At 37.1% G+C, this 12,716-nt stretch carries 16 protein-coding genes and 1 other RNA gene; 12 read left to right on the top strand and 5 right to left on the bottom strand.

The genetic code is table 11. The annotated features are described in order from the left end of the window. Positions 1-46 precede the first annotated feature (46 nt). From CVS84_RS04040 to CVS84_RS04025, 4 genes are read left to right on the top strand one after another with little or no spacing between them, the layout of a single operon-like run. Positions 47-277: a type II toxin-antitoxin system Phd/YefM family antitoxin gene (locus CVS84_RS04040; RefSeq protein WP_021091404.1), complete on the top strand. Its 231-nt coding sequence runs from the start codon at positions 47-49 to the stop codon at positions 275-277. Beyond that, entirely contained in the window at positions 267-1,052 is a 786-nt protein-coding gene (locus CVS84_RS04035; protein ID WP_107691261.1) for an alpha/beta fold hydrolase, read from the top strand. Before CVS84_RS04040 ends, CVS84_RS04035 begins: the two co-directional genes overlap by 11 nt. Continuing rightward, positions 1,049-2,473, top strand: coding sequence for a Mur ligase family protein (locus tag CVS84_RS04030; protein WP_107691260.1), 1,425 nt, complete (start codon positions 1,049-1,051; stop codon positions 2,471-2,473). The genes CVS84_RS04035 and CVS84_RS04030 overlap by 4 nt, the downstream gene beginning before the upstream one ends. Continuing rightward, positions 2,470-2,910: a hypothetical protein gene (locus CVS84_RS04025; protein WP_107691259.1), complete on the top strand. Its 441-nt coding sequence runs from the start codon at positions 2,470-2,472 to the stop codon at positions 2,908-2,910. Before CVS84_RS04030 ends, CVS84_RS04025 begins: the two co-directional genes overlap by 4 nt. Before the next feature lie 9 nt (positions 2,911-2,919). On the opposite strand, the gene CVS84_RS04020 is transcribed toward CVS84_RS04025, so the two are convergent. Next, positions 2,920-3,933, bottom strand: a complete 1,014-nt coding sequence (locus CVS84_RS04020) for a hypothetical protein (protein ID WP_107691258.1) — start codon at positions 3,931-3,933, stop codon at positions 2,920-2,922. Positions 3,934-3,994: 61 nt separating this feature from the next. Here CVS84_RS04020 and CVS84_RS04015 point away from each other — a divergent pair, with 61 nt between their 5' ends. The 4 genes from CVS84_RS04015 (at position 3,995) to rnpB (ending at position 7,462) form a co-directional block, all read left to right on the top strand. After that, positions 3,995-4,816 carry a thiamine-phosphate kinase gene (locus CVS84_RS04015; protein ID WP_107691257.1) on the top strand — a complete coding sequence of 274 codons (822 nt, stop codon included), beginning with the start codon at positions 3,995-3,997 and terminating at the stop codon, positions 4,814-4,816. After that, positions 4,794-5,918 carry a tRNA pseudouridine(13) synthase TruD gene (gene truD, locus CVS84_RS04010; RefSeq protein WP_107691256.1) on the top strand — a complete coding sequence of 375 codons (1,125 nt, stop codon included), beginning with the start codon at positions 4,794-4,796 and terminating at the stop codon, positions 5,916-5,918. The genes CVS84_RS04015 and truD overlap by 23 nt, the downstream gene beginning before the upstream one ends. Before the next feature lie 454 nt (positions 5,919-6,372). Beyond that, a complete protein-coding gene (locus tag CVS84_RS04005) occupies positions 6,373-6,990 on the top strand; it encodes a Type 1 glutamine amidotransferase-like domain-containing protein (protein WP_159070064.1) in 618 nt (205 codons plus the stop codon). Positions 6,991-7,136: 146 nt separating this feature from the next. Further along, an RNA gene (gene rnpB, locus CVS84_RS04000) (RNase P RNA component class A) lies at positions 7,137-7,462 on the top strand. A gap of 14 nt (positions 7,463-7,476) precedes the next feature. On the opposite strand, the gene CVS84_RS03995 is transcribed toward rnpB, so the two are convergent. Genes CVS84_RS03995 through CVS84_RS03980 form a run of 4 tightly spaced genes read right to left on the bottom strand, consistent with a single transcriptional unit; the run spans position 7,477 to position 10,236 of the window. Beyond that, positions 7,477-7,704 (bottom strand): hypothetical protein, encoded by a 228-nt coding sequence (locus tag CVS84_RS03995; protein ID WP_084041079.1) that lies wholly within the window; start codon positions 7,702-7,704, stop codon positions 7,477-7,479. After that, entirely contained in the window at positions 7,697-8,068 is a 372-nt protein-coding gene (gene fliS / locus CVS84_RS03990) for a flagellar export chaperone FliS (RefSeq protein WP_035167483.1), read from the bottom strand. The genes CVS84_RS03995 and fliS overlap by 8 nt, the downstream gene beginning before the upstream one ends. Before the next feature lie 9 nt (positions 8,069-8,077). Continuing rightward, entirely contained in the window at positions 8,078-9,838 is a 1,761-nt protein-coding gene (gene fliD / locus CVS84_RS03985) for a flagellar filament capping protein FliD (RefSeq protein ID WP_107691254.1), read from the bottom strand. 2 nt (positions 9,839-9,840) lie between these two features. Continuing rightward, positions 9,841-10,236 carry a FlaG family protein gene (locus tag CVS84_RS03980; RefSeq protein WP_072594311.1) on the bottom strand — a complete coding sequence of 132 codons (396 nt, stop codon included), beginning with the start codon at positions 10,234-10,236 and terminating at the stop codon, positions 9,841-9,843. A 120-nt stretch (positions 10,237-10,356) separates the two neighbouring features. On the opposite strand from CVS84_RS03980, the gene CVS84_RS03975 reads away from it, so the two are divergent. The 4 genes from CVS84_RS03975 (at position 10,357) to CVS84_RS03960 (ending at position 12,680) form a co-directional block, all read left to right on the top strand. Further along, on the top strand, positions 10,357-10,701 hold the full coding sequence (locus tag CVS84_RS03975) for an ornithine carbamoyltransferase (protein ID WP_107691253.1): 345 nt from the start codon (positions 10,357-10,359) through the stop codon (positions 10,699-10,701). After that, positions 10,698-11,264 (top strand): 16S rRNA (guanine(966)-N(2))-methyltransferase RsmD, encoded by a 567-nt coding sequence (rsmD, locus tag CVS84_RS03970; RefSeq protein ID WP_107691252.1) that lies wholly within the window; start codon positions 10,698-10,700, stop codon positions 11,262-11,264. Before CVS84_RS03975 ends, rsmD begins: the two co-directional genes overlap by 4 nt. Positions 11,265-11,328: 64 nt before the next feature. Then, positions 11,329-12,381: a flagellar basal body P-ring protein FlgI gene (locus CVS84_RS03965; protein WP_107691251.1), complete on the top strand. Its 1,053-nt coding sequence runs from the start codon at positions 11,329-11,331 to the stop codon at positions 12,379-12,381. Further along, positions 12,381-12,680, top strand: coding sequence for a rod-binding protein (locus CVS84_RS03960; RefSeq protein ID WP_107691250.1), 300 nt, complete (start codon positions 12,381-12,383; stop codon positions 12,678-12,680). The genes CVS84_RS03965 and CVS84_RS03960 overlap by 1 nt, the downstream gene beginning before the upstream one ends. The last annotated feature ends 36 nt before the right edge of the window (positions 12,681-12,716 follow it).

Here is a 12,716-nt window from a genome sequence, read left to right as displayed (position 1 = left end):
AAGTAGTTTGTGATATTTTACGTAAAATTTTACACAAAGAGCGACAATGGTAACTTTTACCAAAGATGAAATTTATACAGCAACTGAAGTGGTTAGAAATTTTAGTTCGGTACTCTCTCGTGTGGGAGCTAATGAATTAAAAAGAGCGGTTATTGTAAAAAATAATAAATTTGAAGCAGTGCTTTTAAATATGGAAGAGTATGAGCGCCTTTGCGAAGCAGTGAGTGTGCTTGAGAGCATTTATACTGCAAAAAAAAGAGAGAACGATGGCGAGTAGGGCGGTAAAGTACGGCTCAGACGAGTATGAGATCAGCTACGAAGTAGTAAATCCGAAATGCAAAAAAATAGTGCTTTTCTTGCACGGCTGGGGTGCAAACAAAGAGATAATGAAAAAGGCTTTTGGGCACTATCTAAACGAGTTTTGCCACGTTTATATCGATATGCCAGGTTTTGGTAAAAGCTCAATTACTGATCCTTTAAAAACAAGTGATTATGCAAAAATCGTTGAAAATTTTTGCGCTGAGCTTGGCATAAAGCCAGATATTATAGTAGGTCATAGCTTTGGTGGCAAGGTCGCAACGCTTCTAAAGCCGCCATATCTTGTGCTTTTGAGCTCAGCTGGCATAGTTGTCAAAAAGCCATTTATCGTGCGCACAAAGATCTCTATTTTTAAAATTTTTAAGCTTTTTGGATTTGGAAAATTTTATAAACTCTTTGCCACAAAAGATGTGAGCGGTATGAGTAGAGTGATGTATGAGACCCTAAAAAACGTAGTTGATGAGGATTTTACGAAGCATTTTGCTGACTTTAGTGGCAAGGCTTTGATATTCTGGGGCGAAAATGACAAGGCAACGCCTATAACAAGCGGGGAGAGTATACATAAGCTCATAAAAAATAGTTCATTTTTTCCGCTTAGTGGTGATCATTTTTTCTTTTTGCTTCACGCTAAATTTATAAGCGAAGAGATAGAAAAAGGGATAAATTTTGAGCTAAATGAGGCTAAAAATGTCGTGATAGATGACGATGAGAGCGGGATCGAGGAGATAAGATGAATATATTTTTAAGCATAAGCACAGTTTTATTTATCTTTGCGCTCGCTTTTTATGTGATTACTTGCTTTCAGTGGTTTTCATATAAGCCTGAGCGCGTACTCTTTCACTTCACAAAGCCCGCTTGGCACGTCTTTTTCTTCATCGTGCCTTTGGTGCTATTTTACACGACTGGCAAGTGGTTTTTTATCTATTTTTACTTTGCACTTTTGCCAGCACTTTATATGTGGCATAAAAAACTTGATAAAAAGTTAGTTTTTACTGCTAGGATCAAGCATTTTTTTGTGATCCTTGCTTGTGCTATCATCTTAAACTACGCTTTAAATTTCATCATCCACAAGGCGTTTTTGGCTCCTATGCCACTTTTTGTCTTGGTCGTGAGCCTATTTTTTAGTGAAATTTTAGAAAAGATAAAATTTCAAGGCTTTAAAAATAAGGCACTTAAAAAACTGGGTACAAATAAAGATCTAAAAATCATCTTGATCACAGCAAGCTACGGCAAAACTAGCATCAAAAATTTTCTTTTTGAAATTTTAAAAGATAGCTTTGACTGCTACAAAACGCCTCGCAGCGTAAATACAATGGCTGGCATCATCAAAGATATCAATGAAAACTTAAGCGAGCAAACGCAAATTTACATCGCTGAAGCAGGCGCTAGGCTAAAGGGCGACATCCTAGAGATCACAAAATTTCTAAACCCGCAAATCGTCATCGTTGGCGAGATCGGCGCGCAACACATTGAGTATTTTAAAACGCTTGATAATATCCGCTCTACCAAGCTTGAAGCACTTCAAAGCGCTCGCTTGCAAATGGCATTTTTACATAGCTCGACAAAGAAAGAGCCAAGCCAAAATTTAGAAATTTACGATGAAAGTCTAAAAGATATCAATGCAAATTTAGATGGAATTTCATTTATACTTGATGGCAAAAACTATGCTTCGCCACTGCTTGGTAAATTTAATGCTACAAATTTAGCCGTTTGCATCAAGGTGGCAAAATACCTAAAGATGAGCGATGAGACGGTAGATAGAGCACTATCTAAGATGAAAAACGTAGAGCACCGCCTAAGCAAGATCGAGGCTGGCGGCAAGCTGATAATTGATGATAGTTTTAATGGAAATTTTTCAGGCATGAGTGCAAGCTACGAGCTTGTAAGCACCTACGCTGGCAGAAAAGTGCTGCTAACGCCTGGTATCGTCGAGAGTGATGCGGAGCAAAATGCAAATTTAGCCAAGGTGATAAATGAAATTTTTGACCTTGTTATCATCACAAGCTCGCTAAATGCCGAAGTTTTGCTAAAACACATCATAAAGCCAAAGATCATCATCTTAAAGGATAAAAATAAAATGCAAGAAATTCTAGCTCAAAATACGCGTGCTGGCGATCTCATACTATTTTCAAATGATGCACCGAGCTTTATATGAAAAAGATAGTTTTTTTAATCCTAGCTTTAAATTTAGCATTTAGCTTTGACATCGATGATTATGACAGAGGTATTGAGGCGCTAAATGCCGGAGATTACGCAACTGCGTATGAAATTTTCTATGATGGCTGTGAGCAAAAAGATGTGCTTTCATGCGAGGCTTTGGGCGATATGTTTGTAAATGAAGAGATAAATGAGCAAATGGATAGTGATCTAAAAAAGCACTCAAATATCGAGCTTGGCGTGAGTTATTATATGAAAAGCTGTGACCTTGGCTACCAAAATGCTTGTGATGATGTGATGAGCTTAAGGGACGATTTAAATATAAGCCTACCAGCTGGTGTTTATGAAAATGCCAAAGCAAGATACGATGAGATAAAGCAAGAAGACGAAAAAGAAGAAGCCTTAAGCGAGCAAAATGCAACTTTGCAAAAATAAATTTTTAGGTTAGACTAGATTTACTTTTAGCGTATGCTCTTTTAAGCTTGCTGGAATTTTGCCATTTTCAAGCTCGATCAGTTCGCCAACTCTTAAAATATAAAAATCCTGCAAGCTTCTGTTTGCAAATTTTTCAAGCTTTTTTGAAAGCGTGTCAAACATATAAAACTCAGCATCATTGCTAGCTAGTAAAAAATCAGCCCCGCTATCAAACGCATTAAAGATGGTCTTACTAGCAAATGCAAATGCAAGCTTTTCGTTTACTTTTAAAAGCTCAAATCCACAAGGAAATTTATTGTTTAGATTTATAAAATTTGCTCTAAATTTATCTAAATGTTGAGGGATTTTATCGCTTATGGCTATTTTGAACTCTTTAAATTTATCCAAACTTTTTATATTTTTAAGCTCGTTTTTTGCGGTTTCGTCCTCTTTTATCCCTAAAATTTCTTTAAAAAACCTAATCGCTTCGGTATAAATTTCGCTTCCGCCAAAGATAAAATCATCAATCTTGCAAGCTATCAAAATACCATTTTCATTGTTGATAAGCCTCATGATCTCATCATTTTTTTCTTTTTTATAAAGATGATGAGCTAGTATGATGGCTGCTGCACCTATAAAATTTGGCTCGTAGTCTCTCACAAAATCAGCATAAAAATATGGCTTTAAGCTTGCATAAAATTCTTTGCCTGCTTGATCACAAAATTTCTCAAATGGTTTAAATTTCTTCCAAAAGTCATCATCATTTATCTCAAGATCTAAAACCGCTCGTTTTTCATCAAGTGGCGAAATCACAAGCTCGCCCGCAAATTTTTCATATAAATTCTCTAATGGTTCAGCAGTACTCACTACGACATCATTTACTTTCACAAAGCCAGTTGTTGGCTGAAAATACGGATCAATCTTTTTAATATACAAAAATAGCTCGTCAAGGTTTGCGTAATCTAAAATTTCTAAAAAATATGGTTTAAAATACGACAAAATATCCTTTTTTGCATTAAATCTAAAAATTTCTATTTTTTGCATTTGGCTCCTTTTTTGGCTTATTTTATCCTAAAATTAAAAGGAGTTTCATTATAATGGCCCGATGGATAAAGAAAATTTCACGATTGAATGCTTTGGTAACGCTTATATTGGCGATGACGCAGCTGTGATTGGCAAGCATGTCTTTAGCAAGGATATTTTTGCCCAAAACTCGCACTTTAAGCATGGCTGGCTAAGCCTTGAAGAGATCGGCTATAAGGCGATGATCGTAAATTTTTCAGATACAATCGTGATGAATGCTAGGCCAAAATTTGTCCTTCTTGGACTTAGCTTGCCAAAAAATTTCACACCGCAACAAATCAAAGAGCTAAGTAGCGGCATAAATAGAGCGTGCGAGGAGTTTGGTGTAAAGATAATCGGTGGCGACACGATAAGTAGTAAAATTTTAAATATAAGTGTTAGTGTAATCGGCGAGCTAAAGGGCAGGGCTGTGCTTAGGAAAAATGCAAAATACGGCGATCTGGTAGCTTTTACTGGCGAGCTTGGAGGCAGCCAAAAAGGGCTAAATTCACTTCTAAGGCTAGCTAAAATTTCAAAAAATTCACGTTTTAAAAAGCCTATTTTAAGAGATAAATTTTTCTACAAAGCAGCTCATCTTGTAAACTCAGCTATGGATATCTCAGATGGGCTAAATACCGATCTTGCTAAGCTTTTAAAGACTAGCAAAAAGGGTGCTAAATTTACAAAAAAACTAAGTAAATTTGAGCTTAGTAGCGGCGAAGAGTATGAAATTTTATTTACTTTTTGTCCTAAAAATTTAAATGCCATCAAAAGGATCGCCGCAAAAACACGGACAAGGATTAGCGTCTTTGCAAAAATTTCAAATAAAAGGTTAAGACAAAATGCAAGAAGCCACCACTTTTAAGCCGCTCTATGCGCTAACTCATGCGCCCATCGAGGCATATTTTTCTAAAAATTCAGATGATTTTGTCGTGCGCGAGATACCACTTTATGAGTTTAGTGGTGACGGCGAGCACTTGATCGTTGAAATTTCTAAAAAAGATATGACGACAAGCGACGCTTTGCACGCCTTAAGCGAGGTTACAGGGGCAAAAATGCGTGACTTTGGCTATGCTGGACTAAAGGACAAGCAGGGCATGACGACGCAGTTTATCTCGATGCCTCGTAAATTTGAGAACGCGCTTGCAAACTTTAGCCATGAAAAGATGAAAATTTTAAATTTAAACGTGCATAAAAACAAGCTTCGCATCGGACATCTAAAGGGCAATAGCTTTTTTATCCGCTTAAAAAAGGTGCTACCAAGTAGCGCTAAAAAGCTCGAGCAAGCCTTTATAAATATCGATAAAATGGGCTATGCAAACTACTTTGGCTACCAGCGCTTTGGTAAATTTGGTGATAATGCTGAAACTGGGCAGGAGCTACTTAAAAACGGCACGATAAATGGCAAAAAGAGCAAAAATGTAAAGCTAAATGACTTTTTGATCTCAGCCTATCAAAGCGATCTTTTCAACCGTTGGCTTAGCAAACGCGTGGAGATTTCGAAGTTTGCGCAGGATTTTAGCCTAGGCGAGCTAGCTCAAATTTATCCATATCTTGATAACGCGATTTTGAAAAATTTAAAATCGCAAAAGAGATTTTTTAAGCTGATGGAGGGCGAAGTTTTGGGCCACTATCCGCACGGTAAGTGCTTTTTGTGCGAGGATTTGGACGCGGAGGGCGCGCGCTTTGACGCTAGAGATATCACTAGCTGCGGGCTGATCGTGGGCGCAAAGGCGTATGAGGCGCAGGGTGCAGCAAAAACAGTAGAGGATGAAATTTTTGCTCAGGCAAATGAATTTAAGGCTAAAATGACTGGCTCAAGGCGTTTTGCGTGGTGCTACTTGGAGGATGCAAGCTATAAATACAACGAGGAAAAAGCGCACTTTACGATAAATTTTACGCTGCAAAAAGGCAGCTACGCGACGGTCGTGCTAGAAGAAATCTTGCATAAAAATATCTTTGAGTAGGGCGGCGGCTTGTCTTGCGAGCGCTTTTAAATGATTTTTGCATCTATGCTCGCAAGTGCAAGCAGAGCATAAATTTTGCTCTGCGATAGGCTGTATGCCTTATTTTTGGACGAAATTTACTTCTTTTGTTTAGCTACGAGCATAGCGACACAGAAAACACTTAAAACCATCTCGCAAAACTTCGCCTTAACTTTCAAGTTTAAATTTCACAAATCAAAATCTGCCTTGCCTAACGCTTTTTAAAAGCTGTGAGCAAAACGGGGTAAAACTTTGCCTTGTCGTTTTAAGCTCAAATTTGAGGCTAAATTTATCGCAATTTTATGCACTAAGACCCATATCTTAACATCACTAAATTTTACCCGTGGAGCAAGACGCGAGCGACGTGAAATACAAGCGTTTCTAGGCTCGTTTAGATATAATGGGTTTGCAAATTTATATTTTAAAAGGATTAAAAATGGCGAATATTTTTCTTTGTTCTTATTTTACGGAGATTGCGAGCAAGATCAATGAATTGGTGAAATTTAGTGGCAAGAAAGTTGCTTTTATCGATACGGCAGCAAAATTTGAAGAGGTAAATTTTTACGTATATGAAGCGGTGGAAATTTTGGAAAAATTTGGTGCTAAGCTAAGACACCTTGACGTCTCTTGCGCCAATGATTCGGCAGCGCTAGTATCTAGCCAAGATGAGCCATCTTGTGAAGATAAAATTTTATCTACCATTAGTCAGTGCGATATCATTTACGTTAGCGGCGGAAATACATTTTATCTTCTTAGTGAGTTACGAAAGTCGCATGTTGCACAAACCATCAAAGATGCAGTTCAAGCAGGCAAAATTTATATCGGTGAGTCAGCAGGAGCGATCGTGGCGGCACCAGATACGAGATATGCTACGCTAATGGATGAAAATAGCCCAAATATGAGCGATTTTACAGGGTTAAATTTGGTTGATTTTTACGTCGTACCGCACTTTGGCTGTGAGCCTTTTGTAGAGGCCACGCACGAGATAATGGAGAAATTTGGGAACTTGTACGATTTACGACCTATAAATAATGCTGAATTTATTGCACTTTGAGATAAATTTTTAACAAAACATATGCTAAATATTTACTCAAAGCACTCTATCTGTTTGCAAATCTGCCTTTTAAATAAAAAACATAAAGTTAAAAGTCTAAAGCTTTTAAAGCTAGAAATTTAAGCCAAAGGCGCTATAATTTCGCTCTGGCACGGTAAGCGATCGCTTTTGTTTTTGCAAAAGAGGAAAGTCCGAGCTGCGATAAGACAAGGTTCCATCTAACGGATGGCTAGGGAAACCTAAGGGATAGTGTAACAGAAAGTAGACTTCCGCTTCGGCGGTAAAGGTGAAACGGCGGAGTAAGAGCCCACCGGCACGCTTGGTAACTTGCGTGGCCATATAAACCCAACCTGCAGCAAGAAGGGATGGTTTTGGTCTTATATTAAAACCCTTCGCTAGAGTTTGTTTGTAAAAGCAAGCGTAGATAAATGATCGCTCAAGACAGAACTCGGCTTAACGCCGTGCCTTTAAATTTATAAAAATTGATTAGTTTGTTACGTATTTTTGAGCTTTTTGTAGTTTTATAAGCTCATTTTGAATATGTGAAGACTTGCTTTTTAAAAGCTCTATTGCACCGCCGATTAATGCTTGTGCTTCTTGCGCTGAAGCTAGGCTCGTAAACATATCTTCACTAAAATTTTGTGATAAAGCAGCTATCTTGCTCGTGTCTTCGTTTATCAATGCTAATTTAAATTCATTGATCCAGCTATTCACCTGATGTTACCTCTCTCCATGCTTCAGATAGTTGCTTTACGACATTAGTTACTTCATTCAAAGCTGCGATATCGTTTTGTATATTTGCCATAGCAAGAAGCTGCATCTGTCTTGTATAGAGGCCGCTAAGATAGTGAGCTACATCGCCTTGAGAATAATCAAGCGAATTTAAAAGCTCAACAAAAATAGCATTTGTTCTATTTATATAATAAACTTTTTTCTCTATATCTCCAGCTTCTATCGCCTTTTTGGTACGAAATATAAATTTTAAAATTCCGTCATAAAGCATTTCTATTAATTTAGTTGGGGACTCAATGCCCCCAAAACTAGACTGTGCGTATGCACTATATGCACTTTGATTCATCTTTCTCTCTTATTTTCTGCTATTTATCTCTGCATCGATCATTGATTTTAGTGTTGAGAACTGATTTTCTAAACTCGCGATGATAGCGTTATACTTGATAAAACGCTCTTGCATTGTTGTATATTTCTCATCTAAGAGCTTTTGTGTGCTCTCTTTGTTTTTTGTGATCGACTCGTTTTCGTCTTTTAGCTGATTTTGCATAGCGATCATTGTGCCTTTTTTACCAACGACACCATCAAGCATTTTAGCTAGCTTTGTAAATAGCCCATCTGTTTTTTTAGTTACTGAATTTACAGTTGCTTCGCTCATGCCTAGAGTCGTTAGAGCAGGAGCTTTACCTTTTACTTCGATATTTTCACCATCGCTTCTTTTTAAGACGATTCTTTTGCCACTGTTATCAAGACTGGCTGTAACTCCAGTTATGCCAGCGTCATTTATGGCTTGTTGAAGTTTTAGTGCATTTTCTTCGGCTGTGGCTGTGGCTGTAGTTGAAAATGTAACTGACTTACCGTTTATTGTAAGATCACCAGCTTTTATGTCTAATGCTCCAGCACTAACAGTCGATGCTCCCATATAGCTTATTGGCTCGATCTTACTTGATCCCATGAAAAATTTCTGAATCTCTTCAGGATCTTTGCTAAGAGCTGCGTTAAATTTATTTAGATCAAGCTGAAGCTGACCGTCTTTATCAGGCACTATGCCATATTTACTTAATGCTTTACCTTCGCTGTCTTGTCCATTTACAAGACGACCAATGTTTGATCTTAAGCTTGAAATTTCGCTAACGCCTTGGAAAGTGCCAGCTCCCTTTTCCTCGTCATATTTTGTGGCTATACCAAGGTTCATGGTCATTAGGTTGTAGTCTTTGATAAATTCTTCAACCGCTTTTATTACCTCTTTTGTATCCTGAGAAACGCTTACGTTTGTTTTACCAGTTTCATTTAATGTAATAGAAATTCCCGGCCTTAAGTCGTTGAAGGTATTTTTGCTTCTTTTTACATTTACTCCGTTATATGTAAATTCCGCATCTTGTGCCTTTAAAATTCTATTCTTTTCAAAATTTGATGTCATCTTTGGTGTGCCATCAGGATTTGTTAGTAGAGTGCCATTTGCATCTTTATCTTGAAACTGCGTACTATCCCAGCCAAGTTTATCTAAAACACCAGCTGTATCATTTGAAAATTTAATAGTCTGTGTTGCGCCAGTGTTGCCTGATTGAAGCATGATTTGATTTGGCTTATCTCCGCCAACATTTAAAATTCTAGCTTGTAATTTACCACCACTGATATCATTTATCTTGTCTACAATATCTTGATATGTGGTTGATCTAGTTACGCTAATAGAAAATTTTTGTCCATCGATCTCAACATCAAAAGAGCCGTTATTTGTCGCACCTATCAAGCTTGAAGCGTTTTTGAAATTTGAGCTTTGAAATGTATCTTTTTGAGCAAGTTTTTGCACATCGATACTAAAATTTTGCACGCTAACGCCATTTGCTGCTGAGGCTGTTACGCTTTTACCAGCGTTATTTGTAGTTCTTTTTAGATAAAGTGCCTCTCCGCCAAGTGTTTTGCCACTTATGTTTACGTTGCTAACTAGAGTTTTTAGCGCTGCAAGGTCTTTTTGCTTTAGATCATTTCTTTCTAGCCTTTTTGTTAAAGGCTTGATCTGTCCTGCCTCATCTGCTTCTTTTAATTTCTTGATAAGATCATCATTTAGCCCGCTATTTTTTGTACCGATGCCTAAATTTGTTACGTTACCTACTGCCATTTTTAACTCTCCTTGTCAAAAAGTATTCCTATGCTTTCTTTGAAATACTCACTTATTCTTATAGCTTCTTTACTTGGAAGTTGTGTTATCTCTTCGCCAGTTTTAGCATCTTTTACTTGCACAACCATTAAATTTAGCTTCTCATTGTAAGCAAATCTTACATTAGTATCAAGCTGCTGCATTTGATAGTTTAGTCTGTCAGTGACCTCTCTTGTTCTTTTGGCAAGCTCTTCGTTGCTAAGTCCGTCTAGCTCGTTAATGTCTTTTGTTTCGTTATTTTTATCAGCACTTAATTTAACATCAGAATGCTCGATAGGTCTGCTATCTATTTGACGCTGAGCGGATGTGCTCATGCTCGTATCTAGTACCTGATTTGCTGCTGCCTTAAAGATTTCCATAGTTTTACTCCTTAAAACTTACGTTAGCTTCTACATCGGTAAAATTTTAAAATCCTTTAGTGTTTATACAAATTTTTGATTATTTAGGCTAAAATCGAGCAAAAATTTATAGGAAGAGATATGAAAATTTCATTTGAGTGCGAGTGTATTTTACTTCAAAAGACACTGCTACTTTTTTGTGGAAATTTAGCTGCTCATCATAAGGATTGTGATTTTGTAGTGAGTGACCGCGAGATCGTGACAAAAAAACCGCTATTTATAATAGGAAAAAATGCTCATCTTTCTCATCCTTTTACCAAGACAACACTTCTTGATACGCTTGAAGAATTTTACTCAGCTATGCAAATTTCAAAAGCAAATGAGCTTAATGAAACTAAAAATGAAAATAGCTTAGAAGAGAAAATTTCACTTTTAATAGATAAATTTAAAGCTGATCTTCTTGAAATTTTAAGGGCAAATCAGTGAAGCTATACACCAAAATTTCAAGTGGCAAATTTAAAGGCAAAAGGCTTGAGTTGCCAAGCTTAAGCACGACTAGAAGCACTAAAAGTATCGTAAAAGAGTCTTTTTTTAATGTCATTAGAGATGAAATTTATACTCTTACATTTATAGAGGGCTTTGGTGGAAGTGGCGTGATGGCATGTGAGGCCGTTAGTAACGGAGCACGTGAGGCTATCGCTATCGAAAAAGATAGAGCCGCTTTTAAGATCACGCAAAGCAATCTTAAAAGTCTAGAGAGTGCTAATTTAAAAGCGATAAATGGCGACACCTTTGCCATCTTACCTGATCTTGTAAATTCTCAAAGTGGCAAGGTCTTGCTCTATCTGGATCCGCCATTTGACATAAGAGCTGGCTTTGATGATATTTACGTCAAGCTTGTAAATTTGATTTCGCAGCTAAAAAAAGAGAAAATTTATATGATAGTTTTTGAACACAACAGCGACTTTAAATTTAGCAATGAAATTTTTACATATAAACTTGTAAAATTTAAAAAATTTGGAGCTACTTCACTCTCTTACTTCCAATAATTTATAAAAATTTGGAACATCTTTTGCTTTAAAAACCTAAAATAGCTAAATTTTAGGAAAAAATATGAAAAAATTTTTATCTTTTGTAGCAGCTTCAGTGATAGCTACTTCAGCCTTTGCTACGCAGATAAAAGAGCTTGCAAGCATAGTTGGCGTAAGAGATAATCAGCTAATAGGCTACGGCCTAGTTGTAGGACTAAACGGCACAGGTGATGGCTCAACGTCAAAATTTACGATACAGTCTCTATCAAACATGCTTCAAGGTGTAAACGTAAAGATAAATCCAGATGATATCAAGTCAAAAAATGCAGCTGCTGTTATGGTAACAGCTAAGCTTCCTGCATTTGCTAGGCATGGCGACAAGCTTGATGTCGTGATCTCATCTATTGGTGATGCAAAAAGCTTGCAAGGTGGCACCCTTCTCATGACGCCACTAAAAGGCGTTGATGGTGATATTTATGCTTTGGCTCAGGGTGCTTTAAGCATCGGCGGAAAAAGCATGGGTAGATCAGGTGGCAACCACCCAACCGTTGGCTCTATCCTAAATGGAGCTTTGGTTGAGCGAGAAGTAACTTATGACATTTACAATCAAGATAGTATAAGACTAAGCCTAAAAGATACAAATTTTAAAACCGCTCTTGATATCCAAAATACTATAAATGCAAATATCTCTGATGATGCCGCAAAGGCGATCGATCCAAGAACGGTTATCGTTAAAAAGCCAGATGATGTTAGCATTATCGAGCTTGCAAGTGCTGTGCTAGATCTTGATGTGGAGTATAAGCCAGATGAAAAGATAGTGGTTGATGAAAGAACTGGCACGATAGTAAGTGGCATAAATGCCGTAGTTAGTCCAGTTGTCTTAACGCATGGTGCAATCACAATAAAAATAGAGCCGAATAGCTACGATGAAGCAGCGCAAAATGATGTAAATATAGGAAGTGATACATCTGTCGCACCTAGCCAAAATTTACTTAAAATTTCAGGCGAAAAAACAACTGTTGCAAATGTAACAAGAGCTTTAAACAAGCTCGGAGCAACACCAAGTGACATCATCTCGATACTTGAAAATTTAAAACGAGTTGGTGCGATACAGGTTGATTTGGAGATAATATAATGCAAATAGATAACACCTTAGCGTTAAATTCATACAATGAAATTTCGGCAAATAAGATAAAAAATACAAATGCTAAACAAGATGCACTTTTAAAAGAGCAAACTGATGCATTTGAGGCATATATGGTAAAGGCTGTACTTGATATTGCTTTAAAAGAAGACGAGCACAACTCGCTATATCCAAAGGCTGCTGGTAGTGATATTTATAGGTCGATGTATAACGATGCAATGAGTAAAGCATTGAGCGGAAATCTTGGTTTTTCAGAACTTTTGTACGATTTTTTAAAGAGAGACTCTTAAGTAAATTTATATTCTGCCGATGTAGTGATATAAACA

The organism is Campylobacter concisus (assembly GCF_003048575.1).
Taxonomy (GTDB): domain Bacteria; phylum Campylobacterota; class Campylobacteria; order Campylobacterales; family Campylobacteraceae; genus Campylobacter_A; species Campylobacter_A concisus_U.
Note: the sequence above shows the minus strand (reverse complement) of the source record. Positions and strands in the feature narration are given on the sequence as shown.

Bases quoted from the DNA above. Each gene is read 5' to 3' on its own strand.
- CVS84_RS04040 (WP_021091404.1), top strand. From the start codon at position 47: ATGGTAACTTTTACCAAAGATGAAATTTATACAGCAACTGAAGTGGTT.
- truD (WP_107691256.1), top strand. From the start codon at position 4,794: ATGCAAGAAGCCACCACTTTTAAGCCGCTCTATGCGCTAACTCATGCG.
- CVS84_RS04035 (WP_107691261.1), top strand. From the start codon at position 267: ATGGCGAGTAGGGCGGTAAAGTACGGCTCAGACGAGTATGAGATCAGC.
- CVS84_RS04005 (WP_159070064.1), top strand. From the start codon at position 6,373: ATGGCGAATATTTTTCTTTGTTCTTATTTTACGGAGATTGCGAGCAAG.
- fliS (WP_035167483.1), bottom strand. From the start codon at position 8,068: ATGAATCAAAGTGCATATAGTGCATACGCACAGTCTAGTTTTGGGGGC.
- CVS84_RS04020 (WP_107691258.1), bottom strand. From the start codon at position 3,933: ATGCAAAAAATAGAAATTTTTAGATTTAATGCAAAAAAGGATATTTTG.
- CVS84_RS04030 (WP_107691260.1), top strand. From the start codon at position 1,049: ATGAATATATTTTTAAGCATAAGCACAGTTTTATTTATCTTTGCGCTC.
- CVS84_RS03980 (WP_072594311.1), bottom strand. From the start codon at position 10,236: ATGGAAATCTTTAAGGCAGCAGCAAATCAGGTACTAGATACGAGCATG.
- CVS84_RS03960 (WP_107691250.1), top strand. From the start codon at position 12,381: ATGCAAATAGATAACACCTTAGCGTTAAATTCATACAATGAAATTTCG.
- fliD (WP_107691254.1), bottom strand. From the start codon at position 9,838: ATGGCAGTAGGTAACGTAACAAATTTAGGCATCGGTACAAAAAATAGC.
- CVS84_RS04015 (WP_107691257.1), top strand. From the start codon at position 3,995: ATGGATAAAGAAAATTTCACGATTGAATGCTTTGGTAACGCTTATATT.
- CVS84_RS04025 (WP_107691259.1), top strand. From the start codon at position 2,470: ATGAAAAAGATAGTTTTTTTAATCCTAGCTTTAAATTTAGCATTTAGC.
- CVS84_RS03975 (WP_107691253.1), top strand. From the start codon at position 10,357: ATGAAAATTTCATTTGAGTGCGAGTGTATTTTACTTCAAAAGACACTG.
- CVS84_RS03965 (WP_107691251.1), top strand. From the start codon at position 11,329: ATGAAAAAATTTTTATCTTTTGTAGCAGCTTCAGTGATAGCTACTTCA.